Source organism: Afipia sp. GAS231, assembly GCF_900103365.1.
Lineage (GTDB): Bacteria > Pseudomonadota > Alphaproteobacteria > Rhizobiales > Xanthobacteraceae > Bradyrhizobium.
Genome location: NZ_LT629703.1, coordinates 5,010,932 through 5,029,065 on the forward strand (window position 1 = coordinate 5,010,932; position 18,134 = coordinate 5,029,065).

Genomic DNA, 18,134 nt, shown 5'->3' on the forward strand with positions numbered 1-18,134 from the left:
CCATCTGGCGTTTCCACTACGGTGCCCTTGCACAACGGCGGTGAGAAAGCGCGATGCCAGAACAGAACATGTCATTCCTTCGTCGGAATCTAACCGTCAACGGGCTCGGTTTCAGCGTCCGCGACATCGGAAGCAAAGAGCCCGCGCTGGTCTTCATCCACTACTGGGGTGGAACGGGACGAACCTGGGATCTGGTCGCCAAGCCATTGTCCGAGCGCCACCGTTGCGTTGCTCCGGACCTCCGTGGCTGGGGGGAATCCGACAAAACGGCAACCGATTACGATCTTCGCACGCAGGCTGATGACGTGGCCGCCATCATCCAGTCCTTGGGACTTTCGCAATACATCCTCGTTGGCCAGTCGATGGGTGGAAAGATTGCTCAGATTTTGGGTTCACGTAGACCGAAGGGTCTAAACGGACTGGTATTGGTCGCGCCTGCTCCTCCCACTCCGCTCGGAGTTCCAAAGGAGCAAAGGGACGCGATTCTGGCCAGCTATCAGACCGCCACAGGCGTCGAGGCCGCGCTCTCGATTTTGACGGCAAGACAGCTTTCTCCAAAACTCCGACAGCAGGTCGTCGACGACAGCATCGGAGGGGCGCCGGCAGCCAAGAGTGCCTGGACGCAAGCAGGCATGACGCTCGACGTCACAGACCTTGTCGGAAAGATCAACGTTCCCACGACGGTCATCCTCGGGGACGCGGACAAGGTGGAGAACGAGCCTTTGTTGCGGCGCGAACTGGCGAGCCGCATCGCCGGAACGGAATTCATCATCCTGCCGGGCGTCGGTCATCTGTCGCCATTGGAAGCGCCGAACGAATTGGCGGCGGCGATCGCGAAGGCTGTTTCGAGGATGATGTAGCGCGCATTTGGAGACCGGGATCTGCCTCCGGCGGGCTCTCACAATTTCACAGCACTCAGACAAGCGAGGTCACCTATGAAGGTACTTGCGGTTGCTTTTCCTGGCTTCACATTCATCGACTTGGCCGGCCCGATGCAGGCCTTCATGATGCTTCCCGGATTCTCCTCCCAGGTCGTCTGGCATAGCAAGGGTACCATCGATTCCGATGCCGGCGTCAGCGTCCAGGCGACCGAGGATTTTGGGAGCTGCTGGAAGGATCCGGACATCCTGTTCGTTCCCGGCAACACCGTCTCTCTCTTCAAGCTGTTGCAGGACGATCGGACGCTCGACGTCATAGCCGATCTCGGAAGTGGTGCAAAGTGGATCACGAGCGTTTGCAACGGCTCTCTGTTGCTGGGCGCGGCGGGACTCCTGAAAGGCTATAAGGCAGGCTCCTATTGGTACACCCGGGAGCATCTGAGCTTGTTCGGCGCCATCCCGACCGACGCCAGGTATGTGATCGACCGGAATCGTGCGACCGGCGGAGGCATGACTGCGGGAGTTGATTTCGGTCTTGCCATGGTCGGTCACATCGCGGGAGAGGCCGTCGGCCGCGTGGCCGAGTTGTGCTTTGAGTATGCGCCGCAACCTCCTTTCGGAACCGGTCGACCTGAGCTGGCCGATCCCGCAACATTGGCCAAAACGACAGAAGCGCTGAAGCATCTGATGCCGGTCGAACAACTGGAGGGCGTGAGAGCGCGCCGCTTGGCCATGGGAAAACTCTAGGAGCTGGCCCGGCTCAACATTCTTGTGAGGTGACATCATGCAGCAGATCTTCATCGAACTCTACAACTATGCTCCCGCCTGGAGCAAATGCTCCGAAACCGAGCGGACCGATTTGGTCAACAAGGTCATCGAAGCCGCGAACGGATTGAAATCTGCTGGAGTCGATGTAATCGCTTACGGCAAGAACTCTCGCGAGACCGATCGCCGTGCGTCGTACGACTTCTTTTGCGTCTATCGTGTGCCGAGCGTCGAGTTTCAGCGCGAGTTCGAGCGTCAGATCACCGCATCTGGTTGGTACAATTACTTCGAGCAGGTGAACATTAGCGGCGCTGCAGAGGATTATGCAGATGTGTTGCTCGGCAACGCCAAGATGGTTCGCCCTGGCTGAGCCTCTCCAACGAGGCGTTGCCGACTACCGAGGCCGTGTTGCTGTGGTGACGGGCGATGATTGCCTTCGTCCGACTTCGACTGTGGCTCTCGCAGGGCGCCATTCGGCGGCCTACACGATTCGTGCGGTGCTATTACCCCAGTAGCGGTCGCGCAGTATGCGTTTATATAGCTTGCCCGTCGGCAGCCGCGGCAGTTCTACCTCGAAATCGATCGAGCGCGGCACTTTCTGGCGTGACAGCGACTTCACACAGAAGGCGATCAGCTCATCTGTCAGCTCTGCGCTGGGCTCGACGCCTGGCATCGGCTGCACCACCGCTTTCACCTCTTCGCCGAGGTCCGCATTAGGCACGCCGAAGACGGCGGCATCGGCAACCTTGGGATGGGTGATCAACAGATTCTCGCATTCCTGCGGGTAGATGTTAACGCCGCCCGAGATGATCATGAAGGTCGCACGATCAGTGAGGTAGAGGAAATTGTCGTCGTCGACGTAGCCGATGTCGCCGACGGTGCTCATGCTCCCGTCCAGCGAGCACGCCTCCCTGGTCTTCTCGGGGTCGTTGAAATACTCGAACGGCGAGCCGGTCTTGAACCAAACGGTGCCCGGCGAACCTTTCGGGCAGCGTTGCATATTTTCGTCGAGTATATGCAGATCGCCAAACAGAACGCGCCCGACAGTGCCCCGGTGTGCCAGCCATTCCTCGCTGTTGCACGCGGTGAAGCCGAGGCCTTCGGTGGCGCCGTAATACTCGTGGATTATCGGCCCCCACCATTTGATCATGTCGTCCTTGACCTCGGCGGGGCAGGGCGCCGCGCCATGCACGGCGATCTCCAGGGATGAGAGGTCGTATCGCTTGCGTTCCTCGTCCGGCAGCTTCAGCATACGCGAGAACATGGTCGGCACGAGTTGCGTATGCGTGACGCCCCATTGCTCGACCAGCCGCAGATAGCTCTCGGGGTCGAAATTTTCCATGATGATCGCAGTGCCGCCGGCACGGATAGTGAGATTTACGGCGGCTTGCGGAGCCGAGTGATAGAGCGGAGCGGGTGAGAGAAAGGTCATGCCTTCGTGATATTTCCAGATCTTGTATAGAAAATCGAAGACCGGCAGGTTCTGGGCCGGCGGCTGCTCCGCCAGCGGCCGTAGGATTCCTTTCGGCCTCCCCGTCGTGCCGGACGAATAGAGCATCGCTGTGCCGAGGCTCTCATCCACAATCGGCGTCTTCGGTAGACGCTTCGTCACGGCTTCGAGGCCCACGATACGGTCGCTGCTACCGTCACCGTCGGCGACGATGCAGAGCTCGATTTTCGGACAGGCCTCGATCGCCTCGCGCGCGACGTCGAGCTTTGCTCTCGATGTGATCAGGACGCGCGACTCGCTGTTGTCGAGGATATAGGCAAGCTCGCTGGGGGTGAGATAGGAGTTGACGCAGGTGAAATAGAGGCCCGCGCGTTCGCCGGCGCCGCAGGCTTCGAGATACCTGCTATTGTTCTCCATAAAGATCGAAAAGTGATCAAGCCGCTTCAGTCCTCGATCGCGCAACAGGTGCGCCAGGCGATTGGAGCGTGCGTCCAGTTCGCGATAGGTCACAGTCTCGCCGGTGCTCGCCATGATGAAGGCCGGTTGCAGCGGGCGTGTGTTGACATGCTTGCCGGTGTACATCGACTCAATCCCCGCTGGTGGAGCAAAACCTCTCGGGAGGTCTTGTGGCGGATCTGGAGAATCGAAATCCAAGGCCTCGTTTTTGATTAATGCGGGCGCGCAAGCTAAGACCTCCCTTAAAAACTTATTGAACGTTCGTTAGATTTTATAGACCTGCTGCTGGAAAAGCAAGGGATGAAAAGGAGCGTACTTGGGGGAAGCCGGCCTCGCGAACCGGATGGCCGGAGGAACGAGACCTGTGCCCAGGTTGCGATCTTTGGGACAAGAAATGGCCTCAGCGGGGCGCTCTGCTGCAACGCAGGTGCGTGCAGCACAGACGCCGCCATCTCATTCCGATCGGGCCGCAGCCGATCGCCCTTGGCGGCGGGCGTCAATTAATCGATGTTCGCGAGCGAGCGGGCGAGCGTCGGTCGGATCGATAGAACTGAACTGCCTTTAGATGTCACCGCGGAGATAATTCCGCATGAAACGGACGTTATGGTTGACCTCCCAACCAGCCGGACGTCCACCGACGACGAAAACATCAAGAGACGGACAGGAGTGGTGTCCAAACTCCTGACTAGGCCGTTCAGGAAGACCCGAGCTGGCCTGACTGGTACACGCCCTTCGAAGGCACGCTTCGGGGTTTCCGCCGGCGCAACACTCACTTAACCCGTGTCGCGAAGATCTTCCGAATTGTTCTGCGCAACTACTGATTACCGGGCCTTGCCGAAATGCTCTCGTATCCACCCGGGAGTAACACCTAGTTGACGGTGGAACGCCCGTCGCATCTGCTCTTGCGATCCGAAACCACATCGCGATGCCACGACTGCCGGCGGAGCGCTAGTCGTTTCCAGCATCATGCGGGCGCGAGAAACCCGGAGCAGCTCGATGGCCCCGGCAGGCGATTGTCCGACCGTTTCGGTGAAGCGCCGCTGAAAGGTTCGCGAGGACTGCCCCGATGTCTTTGCCAGCTCATCGATTGTCCATGGACGGTTCAATGACGAACCCACCAACTCCATCAATCTCCCATAGTCGCCGGGACTTGACTGCTGTTGCAAAGCCAATGGTTCGCTGAACTGCGCCTGGCCACCGGGCCTGCGCAGGTAGACGACCAGGTTGCGCGCAATCTGCGCGGCCAATGCCTGTCCGTAGTCTTCCTCGACGAGGGCCAGCGCCATATCGATGCCGGCGGTTACCCCGGCCGAAGTCCAGATTGCGCCGTCGCGGACGAAAATCGGATCGTTCAAAACTTTGATATCGGGATACCTGGCGGCGAGGTGCGCGCAGCTTCGCCAATGAGTGGTGGCCTTCCTTCCCGCCAGAACCCCTGTCTCCGCTAGCAAAAACGCACCCGTGCAAACTGTGCAGACCCGACGGATCGATCCGGCCGCGCGGCGAAGCGCTTCAACGAGACGGCCATCCCGCGTTGCCGCCTCAACTCCTGGCCCACCCGGTATGACGAGAGTGTCGGCGCCCTCCAGCGCCTCGAGGCCGTGATCCACCATGAGGCTCGGACCGGCCGATGCTTCCACGCGGCCGCGTTCCACCGCGGCGATAACGATTTCGTAGCCCGGAACCGTACCCTCGCGGTTTGCGAGGGCGAACACCTGAAGCGGACCGACGAGGTCGAGGGGTTGGTGGTCAGCGTAGGCGAGGAAGACAACCCGTCGCGACAGGATTGGCGCAAAAGGTGGGTGCTTTGTCGTTCTCGCCATACCGCTCGATAGTAGACTTAAACATCGCCCACAATATCGATTGTAGCAAAAATGTCAGAAAAAGCCTTGAGCGTAGGTATGATCATGTTCCCGGGGATCACTCAGCTCGACCTCACTGGTCCCCTTGAGGTGCTCAGTTCGGTACCGGACTGGAAGGTTGAGCTAGTCGCTCACACGTTGCAGCCCGTAGTCTCGGGGCGCGGCTTCAAGTTTTCACCGACCCAGACATTCGATCGCGCGCCTCAGTACGACCTGTTGGTGGTCCCAGGCGGCCCGGGTGTAGACGTCGCGATTTTGGATGAACCGCTCGTTTCATTCGTGCGCAAACAGGCGATTGGCGCGCGCTACGTTTTTGGAATATGCACCGGATCTCTGGTCCTCGGCGCCGCCGGACTGCTCACCGGTCGCCGGGCGAGCACTCACTGGCAAGCGGTTGATTTCCTGCCTTCGTTCGGCGCCATCGCATCGCACGAGCGCATGACGGTCGACGGATCCCTCTTCACCTCGGGAGGCGTTACCGCCGGGATCGATATGGCATTGGAGGTCGTAGGGATAATCGCCGGCGCGGATGTCGCTCAGGGCGTGCAACTTCTCCTGGAATACGACCCGGCGCCACCATTCAACGCGGGCACTCCGCGAACCGCGCCCAAGGATGTCGTCGACAAGCTACGGACGGCCAGTTCGGGCCGTTACTTGGATCGAGCCGAAGCCGTTCGGAAAGCCGCTGCGCATCTTTCGCAAAGCGCGGTGGCCTGAACGCTCCAATTTTTTCAGCGTGGGGGGCGTTTAAATGCAGGGATTGGTAGAGGGTACGGCTATCGGACCGAACAAAGCCGAGTCGCGCAGGTTCTTTCCGCGATTGGATTGGAAAACCATCTCGCTCGCAAGCATAGGCGGCGGATTGGAATTCTACGACTTCATCGTATACGGCGTGTTCGCTCAATACATCGCGAAGGCCTTCTTTCCGGCTGAGGATCCGGCGGTTTCATTGGTCAACACCTTCGCCGTCTTTGCGATCGGTTACCTGTCGCGGCCCATCGGCGGGATTTTCATCAGTCATATCGGGGACAGGTTCGGTCGCCGGAGAGCCTTCCTGCTTTCATTGATCGCGATGACCGCGGCTACTATGGCCATGGCTGCGATGCCAACTCACGGATCCATCGGCCTATCGGCTACCATTATTTTCATCGCCTTGCGTTTTATCCAAGGGTGTTGCGTAGGAGGAGAACTTCCGGGCGCCATCACCTACGTCGTGGAAACTGCTCCTCGGCGGGCTGGGCTCGCCTGTGGCATCATGTTCTTCTGCGTCAACACCGGCAGCTTTATCGCTGTCTTCGTCAGCTCGATGCTGCACTCCTATCTGTCGTCCGACGATATGCAGTCCTACGGCTGGCGTATAGGCTTCGCCGTAGGCGGCGTGCTTGGCGTGATCGGCTTTCTGCTGCGGAGCAGGTTGCAGGAATCCGAATTGTTCAAGACACTCGGCGAGAAGCGGGCCGCCCGCTTGCCAGCCCTTGAGGTGATCAAATCGCACTGGGTGCCCATCCTCCTCGGTGTTGGTGTTGTGGGTATAAACCAGGCCTTTATTGCCATCCTCAACGTAGGGATGACGCCTTATCTAAGCCGGGTAGCCGGTTACGATGTAAAGACAGCTACCTCGGTGATCAGTTACGCGGTCGGTCTGTTGTCGTTCGGTATTGTAGCTGTCGGATTCGCCAGCGATTTCTTGCCGAGGCGACGGATTCTCCAGGTGGGCACGTTCCTGCTAATGGTCGGGAGCTATCCTCTCTATCAGGCTATCCTCGGTCAGATCGTAAATCTGTACCTGCTGTTCACGGTCGCGGTGCTGGTTTGCGCATTGGTAACGGGGACGTTCGGGGCGGTGGCGGCAGGGCTTTTCCCGACCCGTCTTCGATTTAGCGGGCTTGCGATCTCCTACAATCTAGCTGCAGCGCTGATCGGAGGCTTTACGCCGCTTGTCACTTCTTGGATCGTCGCCACGAGCGGAGACAGAGCGGCGCCCGGAATATATTTGTCGATTGTCGCAGCGCTCGGATTCGTCTGCGCCCTGCTGCTCAAGCGGTATAGCCCGAGCGACGAAGCCAAACTAGATCGATAGTCGGCGGAGAAGCGCATGTTTGATGCACTCAAATCCTTACCGCCCGATAGTCTTCTCGCACTAATCAAAGCCTATCAAGACGACAAGCGAGCCGGAAAGTTGGACCTCGGCGTCGGTGTCTATCGCGACGAAGCCGGATCGACTCCCGTCATGGAGGCGGTGAAGTCGGCTGAACGAATCCTCCTCGAGACGCAGGATACCAAAGCCTATCTCGGCCCGGAGGGCGATATGGGGTTTGTAGCCGCGCTCCAGCCATTCGTGTTCGGTGCCAGCGCCAGTGGTGTCACCGGTCTGCAGACACCGGGTGGCAGCGGAGCGCTTCGACTTGGAGCCGAGCTATTGGCTTCGGCCCGACCGGGAGTGCGAGTCTGGCTCGGCGCTCCGACTTGGCCGAACCACGCTCCCGTGTTTCAGGCCGCCGGCGCCACAGTTTGTTGGTACCGCTATTTCGACACGTCGACCCAGACGGTCTTGTTCGACGAAATGATGACTTCGCTGGCGGGAGCGGAGCGTGGTGACGTCGTTCTGTTGCACGCATGCTGTCACAATCCGACCGGTGCGGACCTCGATCCAAAGCAATGGTCGGAGGTCGCTAAACTCGTGGCCGCACACGGTCTTTTTCCATTCATTGACTTTGCGTATCAGGGCCTGGGGCGCAGCCTCGATGAGGACGCCTCAGGAATGAGGTTGGTGCTAAACGCTGTAGATGAAGCGCTCGTCGCATACTCTTGCGACAAGAATTTCGGCCTCTACCGGGATCGCGTTGGTGCGCTGTTCGCGCTCACTCGCAACTCGACCCGGGTTGCTACCATAGACAGCAATATGGCCAGCTTGGCCCGCGTTAGTTGGTCGATGCCTCCGGACCATGGTGCTGCGCTCGCGCGCATCATACTAGAATCCAAAGATCTACAGCGGGTCTGGCATGATGAGCTCGTCAGGATGTGTGCACGAATAATCGAGGTCAGGCTTTCCCTGGCGACGCTGGAGCCTCAATTGCAGTTCTTGGCAAACCAATGCGGCTTGTTCTCAAACATAGCGCTCACGCCACCCCAAATCGGGGCTTTGCGAGTAAGGCACGGCATCTACATGGCGCCCTCCGGTCGGGCCAACCTTGCAGGTATGCGAGCGGCGGACGCCAGTAGGCTGGTCGCTGCTCTGGCCGACGTCGGAGCACTCGAAGAAAGACGCAGGGCGGGAGCATCCTGATCTCGGGTTTCCTGGGATACGCCGCCGGTCCTTTCGGCGCTTTCTACTGGTCGAGAATTCGGCTCGAACCGTTCCAGAGACGATGTTGGAAAGAACTAGACTCGCGGTGGCTGATAATTCCGATGGCAGGGGCGGTCGGCACTGCTGCTTCCGTTGCAGGAATGGTCGCAATCTTCTCATTGAGGTTCCGCCCACCCGACCTTCGATCGGCCGTTCAGGAAGACCTGAACTGGCCTAGCTGATACGTGGCCCCTCGACGCTACGCTTCGGGGCCACCGGCGCAACACTCACTTGGCCGGTGTTGCAAAGATCTTCCGAATTGTTCTGCGCAACCACTGATTTCCCGGCTCCTTGTGAAAACGCTCGTGCCAATATTGTGTGACCTTGAAAGTTGGAAGGTCGATAGGAGGAGAGACGGAAATCAGATCAAATCGCTGCGAAAGCAGAGAAGCCACGCGAGATGGCGCCGTCAAAATCAAATCGTCTTGCTCTACGAGAAGACCAGCGATGAGAAAGCTCTCCGTTACAAGGCGAACGTTTTCAGGCCGGCAAATTTCGCGAAGTTCGCGTTCGACGTGCTGATGAGTATACTCCAGTCCGTTCGCACAGATCACGATATGCTTCGCTTCTCGGAAGGCTCGGAGTGTAAGAGGTTTGGCCGGATCGCGGCGGCCTGACGGCATGACGCAAACGTAGGCATCGACCGCCAACGTTTGGCTGCGAACGCAGCCACACAAGTCCTTTAAGCTTCCGAAGGCAACGTCGACATGGCCGGATTCCAAGGAGACCATCAGTTCTTCGCTGCCCAGCAGCGTCGCGGCGAATCTTGCAGAAGGCGCCGCCGTCTTGGAGTACCGATGGAGAGCAGGCAGCAACAACAAGGAACCGACGTCCGACGTTGCGATGTTGAATTCACGTGCGGTGGTCGCGGGGTCGAAGCTTCCCGCATCGCAGAGCTCGTTTTGATAGATCCGAACTATCTCCGCGATGGGCGGGGCATGTTTTGAGGCGACCGGGGTCGGATACATCCCTTGTTGTGTCTTGACGAATAAGGGGTCGTCGAAGTGATCCCGCAACTTGGCGAGCCAGCGACTAACGGTCGATTGAGGCGCATCGAGTATGCCGGCTGCCTTGACTACGCTCCGGGTTCGGAAGATCGCATCGAAAGCGATCAATTGCGCGATGTCTAGGTTTTGCAGCTTGTCCCCTTTCAGGCGTTTTCGCCCAACGGTATCGGAGATGCGGCACGCTCAAAGCTGGCGTGTACCATTTTCGCGGAGTTACGCCCTGGATTAGCAAAAGCGGCTGTTCCCAACCTGAGCCATTCATTGCCCGGATCCAGCTGGAAGCGCTCGTGCCAATATTGCTTGACCTGAAATTTGGGCAGATCCATCGGCGTGGCGACGACTGCAAGGCGACAGTGACTTTTGAAATAATCTGCCATGCGCGCCGGCGCCGTCAGTAGCAGATCGCTATCACAGATCATTAGCATGGCGGCGACCATGCTTTCTGAAATTAGCCGCACGTTGGCTCGAGGCAGTATCTCGGTCAGGTGCCGTTCGACATCCTGCTGGACGGGGCCGACCACATGCGCGCGTACCAGAATGTGTTCTGCACAGAGAAATTCGTCGAGGCCGAGATTGCCGCGTGACAAAGAATGCCCTTTCCTCATCACGCAGACATAGTTCTCTTCGTATAGAGTTTGCTCTTTTACGCCTGCGCCAAGGTCCGGAAAGTCGCCAAGCGCCAAATCGACTTCTCCCTGCTCAAGCTGGGCAGTCAGATTGTTGCGGCCAAGTGGGACCGCTGTAAAGCCGGCAGACGGGGCCTTGTCGCGTGCCCAATCGTGAAGAGTGCTCAGTCCGAGTAGGTGCCCGAATTCCGAGCCGGCGATCTTGAAGTTGCGGTTCGTGGTTGCAGGGTCGAAGCGGCCGGCATGCAACAGCCGGGTACGATAGATACTGAGTATTTCCTTCACCGCGTCAGAACAGGCTACTGCGGTGGGAGTCGGCTCCATGCCGTCTTGAGTACGGACAAACAATGGATCGCCGAATGAAGCGCGCATCCGGGCCAACCATCGGCTAACTGTCGGTTGGGGTAGATCGAGGACGCGACTCACCTTGATCACGCTCCGATGCTCGTACAAAGCGTTGAAAACCCTAAGCTGCGCGATGTCCAACCTGTCGATGCTCACGTTGCGTATCGATACCATGCTGCACATCCTACCCTCGTCGGTAGCGCAAAAGTCGAGCTGATATCGCGCTATCCGGGACTTGCATTCGTCACCGCGGGAAGGATCGAGATCTCAAACCGGTGCTCCCTGCAATCCATCGGTGGTGTTAGGCGTTGACGTAGCAACCCAGTCCGGCGGCAGTCAGCGAAGCGGAGACGTGATAGTGCTGGTATACTTCCCGAACATTTGCATTTAGCGCACCACGTGCCACGAGCCACATAATGAGCTCCGCGCCCTCATGACCCGCCTCTCTCATGTACTCGCCAAGCGGGATGTTGGTTAAGGCTATCGGGTCGTCGACAAAGTTCTTAAGAAACATGCGGTCAAAAGGAGGCTTCATGAAGCCTGCGCGTTCGCCTTGGAGTTGGTGCGACATTCCGCCCGTACCCATGATCAGCACGCGCGCGTCCTTCGGATAAGCATCAACCGCTTTTCGTATCGCTTGACCGAGCTTGAAGCAACGGCCAGGCTGGGGCAGCGGGAATTGAATGGTATTGACCGTAACGGGTATCACTTTGGTTGGCCAAGCCTCGACTTCGCCTGCAGGTCCTCCGAACGCGATACTCATCGGTACGGAAAAGCCGTGATCGACCCCCATCTCCTGAAACATCGTGACATCGAATTCTTGCGCAACCAGATGCTCGATCAAGTGCCACGAAAAGTCGGGATCGCCCTCGAACGAAGGAATGGGGCGCGGTCCCCAACCCTCATCACCCGAGCGATATTCCGCAGCCGCTCCGACGCCGAAGGTGGGGACACGATCGAGAAACACTTCCAGTCCATGATCGTTGTAAACGACGATCGTCACGTCAGGCGCGAGCTTTCTGACGAATTCCTTGGCCGGAAGATATCCATCGAACAACGGCTTCCAGTATGCATCCTGGGTCAGTCCCTGATCTATCGCGATGCCGATCGACGGCACATGTGACGTGGTCACCGCTCCAATGATTTCAGCCATTGTCGAGATCCTTGTGCGAATTGAGCTTGGCGCGAAATTGTTCCAACGTCATCGCGTTCTGTTGTGCTCCTACATGCTGCATCGAAATATGATCGATGGCCGCTAGTTTGAACACGTAGTAGATATTGCCGCCGGATCGCACCATGCCGATCCAGTCTCTCGATTCAACCAATTTCGTTGTTTCATCATCCAGCCCAAACTTGCGGCAATAGGCCTGCTCGTCGGCGACGAACGCGGTGCGGTTTTCGGGTTTCGTCAATGACATGCACATCTTGTTGAGTGCGTAGTTCTTGCGAGCTCTGGTGCCGTCAAAAAGATAAGTACCCTGAAGCGAGCGCGCCGTCGCCTTGTCGTGTTCAATCATTGCTAATAGCTCGTCGGCCATCTTTTTTCTCCGATTTCTAGAACGGAAGCCCTACGAACTGCTCGGCAAGCGTGGCCTGTGCGTGCTCCGACCGCGTCAGGTAGTCGAACTCGTTACGGCGGAGCTTGGCCGGGAAAGGGTCTTCTCCAGGAAAGACATGCAAGAGCGTAGTGAGCCACCAGGACAACCGGACGGCGTTCCATACGCGTCTCAGCGCCGTTTCCGAATAGGCCTCCAGCAGATCGGATCGTCGATCGGCGTAAAACGCGCGCAAGGCCCGCGACAAGTAGAAGACATCGGAGACCGCCAGGTTCAGCCCTTTAGCGCCGGTGGGCGGCACGATATGCGCCGCGTCTCCTGCAAGGTAGAGCGCACCATACTGCATCGGTTCGGAAACAAACGAGCGCAGTGGTGCAATCGACTTCTCGATCGACGGGCCCGTGACGATCTTAGCCGCGGTATCCGCGGGGAAGCGAGCCTTCAGTTCGTGCCAAAAGCGCTCGTCAGACCAGTCTTCGGGGCTATCGGTGGTGGGGCACTGTACATAGTACCGGCTGAGCTTGGGTCCGCGCTGAGATGCGAGAGCGAAGCCGCGCTCGCTATAAGCGTAAATGATGTCGTCGAGCGGCGGCGTTTCCGACATGATTCCCAGCCAGCCGAACGGGTAGACCCGTTCGTAGGCTCGGCGAGCATCCGCCGGGATGGATTGTCTCGAAACACCGTGGAAACCATCGCAGCCCGCAATGAAGTCGCAATCCACACGTTGCGTTTTGCCCTCCTTCAAAAAGGTCACGTAGGGACGCCCAGACTTCAAGTCGTGCAACGCAACGTCCTCGGCTTCCTCTACGATGTGACCGCCGGCTGTCTCGCGCGCGGAGTAAAGATCTTCCGTGATCTGCGTCTGGCCGTACGCCATCATCGTTTTGCCCGTGAAGCGGTGTCCGTCGATCAGAAAGGTGTCGTAGCCAGGCCACTTGATGCGAATCCCGTCATGGACGTGACCTTCCCGGTCCATCCGTGCTCCGAGACCGTATTGCCTCAATAGCTCCACTGTTCCGGCCTCCAGCACGCCCGCGCGAATTCGCTCGAGCACGTAGGCCTTGGATTTGCGCTCGAGAACGATGCTGCCGATCCCGTTGAGGTCGAGAATATGGGACAGGAGCAACCCCGAAGGTCCGCCGCCGATTATGGCAACCTGAGCACGCAACTACGCCTCCCGGAATGGTCTTGACGTCAAGTCGCACTTCCCAGAGCAGATGTCAACGTAAAATGGACCATGGTCCGTATTTCGGACCAGTGAACTTTTGCCACCCACGCGGAAACTCTCGCCGCGAGATTCAATATGATCGGCTGGTGAAACAGGCAGGAGCGCGCCGCTGCGCGAGCCCGGACGGTTCTGGACCGAGCGGGAAGATGGCAACGTGCTGACCTGTGAACGGTTGGCGCGTCGGGTGGCAGGCTGCATACGGCGGGAGCGGTGCAGCCCCGGCAGATGAACGGCCTATGACGGATATTTGCCCTGCAGGGCCCCGGCTACGTTCACCGCCGCCTTCCTGACAACCGGCAAGAGGACGGTCTCCAGGTGCTTCTTGGCGACGACATCGTCGAGATAGATCATGGAAATGGCGCCGCCTCCCCCCGGAACGGGGACCGCGGCAACACGCATGTTTGGACCCAACTCGTTAAGAGAACGCGTCGCGTAGCCTGCCTGGGCGGCTTCCTCGATCCTGCGCTTCGCTAACGTGATTTGCGACTGGGACTTGAGAAGACTTTTGAGCCACTTGCCCCGCTCGAGCTCGCTCAAACTCGATAGGTACGACACTCCTGCCGCGCTTTCCAGAATCGGAAACCGTCGCCGCTCGAACAACTTCAGCTTGATGGGCGCCCGTTCGCGATTGTTCGACTGAATCAACATCGACAACCCGTCCTGCACGAGATATTCAGCCGGCCATTTAAGTTCGTCCGCCAATAGGTCGAGGGCCACCTGAATCAAACCCTCGGTCTGATTCTTGCCGATCAGCGAACGCGACAAGGACGCGACCTTCGGCGTCACGCGATAGGTGAGCGTTTCCGTATCCTGAGCGGCATAGCCTTCCGCCTGAAGGGCCTGCAGCAACCGGATCACGGTCGCTTTGGGCAGGTTCGTCTCCTTGACCAGTCCCGAGATGGTGGCCGTTTCCAGGTCGTTAAGCGCCGCCAACAACCGCAAGCCGCGCGCCAGCGCCCCAGTGGGACCATCGTTAGCGAGTGAGTTCTGCATGTGGCATCCCGTGATACGGAACCAAGATACGACGCCACTCTATGTTTCACAGGCGGTGAAAGGTTGCAACGGCGTCCCCCTGTCCGCGCAATTCCCCGGGCCGCGACCGCCACCGTTCACCGCGCTAAAGATCGAGCTTGATCCGTCCTCCGGCAATCTTCGCCCGAGAGCAGCACAGAATTACGCGTTCATCCTTCTGGGATTTGCTCAATACGTAGTCGCGATGCTCCACCTCGCCCGACAGATATCTTGTAGAGCAGACACCGCAAAGGCCGTCAGAGCACTTTACGTCGACGGTAATGCCGAACTTCTTGAGTGCTTCCGTCGCCTTCTCGTCTGCGGCAACATTGACGATCTCGCCAGTTGAAGCGACTTCAATCTCGAATTCGAAATTCTCCCATTCGCCCTCATTCGGTGCAGAAAAATATTCCCGATGGAGGGATTCTTCGGGCCAACCGAGATCTGCGGCCGTTTCGAACACGGCGTCCATGAAGGGCGCCGGCCCGCAGGTGTAAAGATGATCGCCTTTTGAATAATTGGCGAGCACCGTCGCCACATCAAGCCTGTTTTCGTCGCTGAAGTGGAAGTGGACCCGATTGTGCCATGTCGCTTTCTCAAGCTCGGAAATAAACGCCGCTTGAGCCCGCGTCCGCGACTTATAGTAAAGTTCGAAGGGACGGTTCGAGCGCGAAAGCTCGTGCGCCATGGCGATCAGCGGCGTGACACCGATTCCTCCGGCCAGAAGCAGATGTCGACCGTCGCCATCCGCGATTGGGAAATGATTGCGCGGTTGGGATATCACCACCGGAATGCCGGGGGTGAGCATTTGATGGATTTTGAGCGATCCCCCTCTGCCCTGGTCTTCTCGTAGGATGCCTAACAGATATTTCGAGCGGTCCGCAGGGTCGCCAGCTAACGAAAATTGACGGATGTACTGCGGTGTCACCGTCACATCGATATGCGCACCAGCGGTGAAGGGTGGCAGTGGAGAACCATTTCGGCTCACGATTTCGAATAGTTCGATCTTGCCGTCGGCAGAACTTTTCCAACGCCTTCCGATTTTGGCCACTAGGACGGGTGGAACTGCCCCCACTTTCTTTGGCTTGGCGACTAGGTTCTCGGTATCGCCGGCCGCCAGCTTTTGTCGATATTCTTCGGGCGTGAGCGCCGTCTCGTACGCGACAATTCCCGCTTCTCGGTCCAAGGGGCTGGGCATCGGCAGTGGCAGAGGCGCCAAGTCGATGGGGTACATCGCCAACGTCTGGTTCTCGCGGCGCACGCTGATGTGGGTGTTGAGCCCACGGGCGTTGGTCTGCTTGGCCGGAGTGATCCGCCCATTCTCGTCCTTGGCGACGTCCCACCACCATTTCTTGGTCGGATTGATCGTTCCTCGTTTCAGCTTGTCGTCAAGGATGGCAATCCACCGCGCGGCCCAAGGAACGTTCATCGCCGCCCAGCGAAACGGTCGTTCGACAACGAGACCTTCGAGATTCCATGGACAAGTCTTCATGCACCGCCCGCACATCGCTCCTCCCAAGTTGGTGGTGCGGTATTGCGTGCACTTTGCCGTGTCGGCCTTCCAAATTTCATAGCCGTTGAACATCACCTTCTTGCCCGCCGAAATCGCGCCGGAAGGGCATTCTCTCGCGCACTTGTTGCAGGAACCGCAGAAGTTCTGCAATCCGAAGTCGATCGGCTTGTCGGCAATCATGGGAAAGTCGGTGGTCAAGATCCCGGTCTTGAGCCGCGGCCCGAGGAAGGGATTGAGGATGGTCTCTCCGATCCTGCTAACCTCCCCAAGACCGGCAAGCAATACAAGCGGGGTATGGATCACGTCGCTGTCCGCGGCGGAATGCGCGGTGGCGTCAAAGCCAAGATATCGCAGATGCTGACCGGCTATTCCGCAGACAAGCGCGGCGCGCATATACGTGCGCATTGATTGGGCGGACGAGATCCAGTCATCGCCACTGGCGCCGTCCATCGTATCGAATCCCTGGTCGATCATCACTGACACGGCGTTCGGATGCGCAACCTCCATGGGGCTTCCGTCCTGGCGGTGCGAGTACCAGACCCAAGGGGGGGCCTCAGATAGACCCGCCAGATCCGCTCCAAGGAAGTGCATCGTGGCCTTCATCATGGCCGCATTGACGTTGGGGTCGCCATAGCCATCCGCGCGTTTGGGCGCCGGCGCCCCTCTCTGCAACAGAGAATAGACGTTGAGCGCAAGCCGCAACGCTGCGGCAAGCGGAGCCTTGCTTACGGAATAGCCGTCCTTCGACGCCTCGAGCGCCGGCTTGCCCAGATCGCCGAAGGCGGCGCGCAAGAACATTTCGCTGGACTTCGGAACGCGGGGAATTCGCTCCTCATCGATGAAGGTGGTCGTCTTCTCAACGCGCTTGAGCTTCTCGGTAGGATAGCGGCTGTCACGGTACGGGCGGCCGGTCATGTCCACGACGGTTCTCGGTGTCTTTGGAGAAGCGGCGCCGATCCACCACTCGGGCCCCTTCGCTCGCCAACGATCCGCCAGTGTCTGACGACGCAACGGGAGATCGGGCGCGAGTTCCATCGACGTAGTAACGACCGCAACCTCGAAACGGTCGCCGATGAATGGATTGGTGATGCCTCGTCCACCGGGGAGCGCCAAGCCGGCCGATACCGCCAAGCGATGCAAATTGACATCGGTCGTGGTGGCTGTGTGGCTACGCGCATCGAACCCGAGAATGCGCAGATAGTTCGCAACGACAACCGCGGTCTCGGCGGCGCGCATTGCCGCGCGCCAAGGCTGAACATCCCTAATCCAGTCGCTGCCTGGTTCGTTTGGATCCGGGTCACGAGGATAGTCATTCACGAACACGATCGCAAATTTGTGTGAATCAATCGGACGGTTCGCAAGACTGATCGCTTGCTCCATCTGGCGGATCACCGCCAAGGGGTTGAAGCGGAGGCGCAGCTTCTCCTTTGATGCATCGAATGACATGTTCGAAAGGCCGGGATGCTGGTGGCGCCGACCCAGAAAATGGTCAGCGTCGAGCGAAGTGACACCGACAAGGGTTGCGTCCAGAAAATAGCCCGCCGCCTTCAGATGGTTCGACCGTTCAAGAGGATCCGACGGAATCTCCGCTCGCTCTGTGGGCGGTGCACCTTCTCGAACGGCATCAAGCGCGCACATGAAATCGCTGATCGAGCGCCCGAGATGCACGTCGTCAAACTCGACCCTAAGACAGCCGTCGGTCACGACGGATGTATCCTCGGGGCAGGCGCTCCGACCCAGCCGTTCCATTGGCAACTGACCCAGGTGCACGGCCCGATTGCGGTGCGAAAATAAACGCATCTTGCTTCCCTCCGGCCTTCTGGTCCATTATACGGACCTAGGTCCATTTTCTATCAATGTCAACGCGTGCTCGGCTTTTCGACTGACGTGCTTGTCGCCAATCAGCGAGACGCAGGGGGCGAACCGAACAGGGGAGGAAACGTGCACACGTACCTATGCGGTCGGTTTTGCCCTTTCGTTCCCCTATCGCCGTCGGCGGGCGACATTTCTGGGCGCACTGGTCGTGCATTGTCGTGTCGTGGGCCACTACGGAAACGGAATGGAGAGAATGCCAAGCTGGAAATTGCGGCA

15 protein-coding genes are annotated in these 18,134 nt (G+C 58.7%); 6 read left to right on the forward strand and 9 right to left on the reverse strand.

The window, feature by feature from the left end; translation table 11 throughout:
• Positions 1–53: 53 nt before the first annotated feature.
• The 3 genes from BLS26_RS23690 to BLS26_RS23700 all read left to right on the forward strand — a co-directional run bounded on the left by BLS26_RS23690 (position 54) and on the right by BLS26_RS23700 (position 2,013).
• Complete coding sequence (locus BLS26_RS23690; RefSeq protein ID WP_244541668.1) at positions 54–860, forward strand: alpha/beta fold hydrolase; 807 nt, start codon at positions 54–56, stop codon at positions 858–860.
• A gap of 75 nt (positions 861–935) precedes the next feature.
• Positions 936–1,625 (forward strand): DJ-1/PfpI family protein, encoded by a 690-nt coding sequence (locus BLS26_RS23695; protein WP_092515031.1) that lies wholly within the window; start codon positions 936–938, stop codon positions 1,623–1,625.
• A 37-nt stretch (positions 1,626–1,662) separates the two neighbouring features.
• Complete coding sequence (locus tag BLS26_RS23700) at positions 1,663–2,013, forward strand: DUF6616 family protein (RefSeq protein ID WP_092515032.1); 351 nt, start codon at positions 1,663–1,665, stop codon at positions 2,011–2,013.
• 111 nt (positions 2,014–2,124) lie between these two features.
• On the opposite strand, the gene BLS26_RS23705 is transcribed toward BLS26_RS23700, so the two are convergent.
• On the reverse strand, positions 2,125–3,675 hold the full coding sequence (locus tag BLS26_RS23705; protein ID WP_092515033.1) for an AMP-binding protein: 1,551 nt from the start codon (positions 3,673–3,675) through the stop codon (positions 2,125–2,127).
• 695 nt (positions 3,676–4,370) lie between these two features.
• On the reverse strand, positions 4,371–5,372 hold the full coding sequence (locus tag BLS26_RS23715) for a GlxA family transcriptional regulator (protein ID WP_092515035.1): 1,002 nt from the start codon (positions 5,370–5,372) through the stop codon (positions 4,371–4,373).
• A gap of 51 nt (positions 5,373–5,423) precedes the next feature.
• On the opposite strand from BLS26_RS23715, the gene BLS26_RS23720 reads away from it, so the two are divergent.
• Genes BLS26_RS23720 through BLS26_RS23730 form a run of 3 tightly spaced genes read left to right on the forward strand, consistent with a single transcriptional unit; the run spans position 5,424 to position 8,697 of the window.
• Positions 5,424–6,128 carry a DJ-1/PfpI family protein gene (locus tag BLS26_RS23720; RefSeq protein ID WP_197681272.1) on the forward strand — a complete coding sequence of 235 codons (705 nt, stop codon included), beginning with the start codon at positions 5,424–5,426 and terminating at the stop codon, positions 6,126–6,128.
• Between the two features lie 34 nt (positions 6,129–6,162).
• Positions 6,163–7,491 (forward strand): MFS transporter, encoded by a 1,329-nt coding sequence (locus BLS26_RS23725; RefSeq protein ID WP_092515036.1) that lies wholly within the window; start codon positions 6,163–6,165, stop codon positions 7,489–7,491.
• A 15-nt stretch (positions 7,492–7,506) separates the two neighbouring features.
• Positions 7,507–8,697 (forward strand): amino acid aminotransferase, encoded by a 1,191-nt coding sequence (locus tag BLS26_RS23730; RefSeq protein WP_092515037.1) that lies wholly within the window; start codon positions 7,507–7,509, stop codon positions 8,695–8,697.
• 287 nt (positions 8,698–8,984) lie between these two features.
• On the opposite strand, the gene BLS26_RS23735 is transcribed toward BLS26_RS23730, so the two are convergent.
• The 7 genes from BLS26_RS23735 to BLS26_RS23765 all read right to left on the reverse strand — a co-directional run bounded on the left by BLS26_RS23735 (position 8,985) and on the right by BLS26_RS23765 (position 17,843).
• Positions 8,985–9,872 carry a LysR family transcriptional regulator gene (locus BLS26_RS23735; protein ID WP_092515038.1) on the reverse strand — a complete coding sequence of 296 codons (888 nt, stop codon included), beginning with the start codon at positions 9,870–9,872 and terminating at the stop codon, positions 8,985–8,987.
• A gap of 35 nt (positions 9,873–9,907) precedes the next feature.
• A complete protein-coding gene (locus tag BLS26_RS23740) occupies positions 9,908–10,909 on the reverse strand; it encodes a LysR family transcriptional regulator (RefSeq protein ID WP_197681273.1) in 1,002 nt (333 codons plus the stop codon).
• Positions 10,910–11,036: 127 nt separating this feature from the next.
• Positions 11,037–11,888, reverse strand: coding sequence for a class III extradiol dioxygenase family protein (locus BLS26_RS23745; protein WP_092515040.1), 852 nt, complete (start codon positions 11,886–11,888; stop codon positions 11,037–11,039).
• Positions 11,881–12,273, reverse strand: coding sequence for a protocatechuate 3,4-dioxygenase (locus BLS26_RS23750; RefSeq protein ID WP_244541669.1), 393 nt, complete (start codon positions 12,271–12,273; stop codon positions 11,881–11,883). Before BLS26_RS23750 ends, BLS26_RS23745 begins: the two co-directional genes overlap by 8 nt.
• A gap of 16 nt (positions 12,274–12,289) precedes the next feature.
• Positions 12,290–13,459 (reverse strand): 4-hydroxybenzoate 3-monooxygenase, encoded by a 1,170-nt coding sequence (gene pobA, locus BLS26_RS23755; RefSeq protein ID WP_092515042.1) that lies wholly within the window; start codon positions 13,457–13,459, stop codon positions 12,290–12,292.
• Between the two features lie 294 nt (positions 13,460–13,753).
• Positions 13,754–14,512, reverse strand: a complete 759-nt coding sequence (locus tag BLS26_RS23760) for an IclR family transcriptional regulator (protein ID WP_092515043.1) — start codon at positions 14,510–14,512, stop codon at positions 13,754–13,756.
• A gap of 124 nt (positions 14,513–14,636) precedes the next feature.
• Positions 14,637–17,843, reverse strand: coding sequence for a 4Fe-4S double cluster binding domain-containing protein (locus BLS26_RS23765; RefSeq protein ID WP_092515044.1), 3,207 nt, complete (start codon positions 17,841–17,843; stop codon positions 14,637–14,639).
• Between the last annotated feature and the right edge of the window lie 291 nt (positions 17,844–18,134).

Bases quoted from the DNA above. Each gene is read 5' to 3' on its own strand.
- BLS26_RS23760 (WP_092515043.1), bottom strand. From the start codon at position 14,512: ATGCAGAACTCACTCGCTAACGATGGTCCCACTGGGGCGCTGGCGCGC.
- BLS26_RS23730 (WP_092515037.1), top strand. From the start codon at position 7,507: ATGTTTGATGCACTCAAATCCTTACCGCCCGATAGTCTTCTCGCACTA.
- BLS26_RS23725 (WP_092515036.1), top strand. From the start codon at position 6,163: ATGCAGGGATTGGTAGAGGGTACGGCTATCGGACCGAACAAAGCCGAG.
- BLS26_RS23740 (WP_197681273.1), bottom strand. From the start codon at position 10,909: ATGGTATCGATACGCAACGTGAGCATCGACAGGTTGGACATCGCGCAG.
- BLS26_RS23690 (WP_244541668.1), top strand. From the start codon at position 54: ATGCCAGAACAGAACATGTCATTCCTTCGTCGGAATCTAACCGTCAAC.
- BLS26_RS23715 (WP_092515035.1), bottom strand. From the start codon at position 5,372: ATGGCGAGAACGACAAAGCACCCACCTTTTGCGCCAATCCTGTCGCGA.
- BLS26_RS23765 (WP_092515044.1), bottom strand. From the start codon at position 17,843: ATGCGTTTATTTTCGCACCGCAATCGGGCCGTGCACCTGGGTCAGTTG.
- BLS26_RS23705 (WP_092515033.1), bottom strand. From the start codon at position 3,675: ATGTACACCGGCAAGCATGTCAACACACGCCCGCTGCAACCGGCCTTC.
- BLS26_RS23695 (WP_092515031.1), top strand. From the start codon at position 936: ATGAAGGTACTTGCGGTTGCTTTTCCTGGCTTCACATTCATCGACTTG.
- BLS26_RS23750 (WP_244541669.1), bottom strand. From the start codon at position 12,273: ATGGCCGACGAGCTATTAGCAATGATTGAACACGACAAGGCGACGGCG.
- BLS26_RS23745 (WP_092515040.1), bottom strand. From the start codon at position 11,888: ATGGCTGAAATCATTGGAGCGGTGACCACGTCACATGTGCCGTCGATC.
- BLS26_RS23720 (WP_197681272.1), top strand. From the start codon at position 5,424: ATGTCAGAAAAAGCCTTGAGCGTAGGTATGATCATGTTCCCGGGGATC.
- BLS26_RS23700 (WP_092515032.1), top strand. From the start codon at position 1,663: ATGCAGCAGATCTTCATCGAACTCTACAACTATGCTCCCGCCTGGAGC.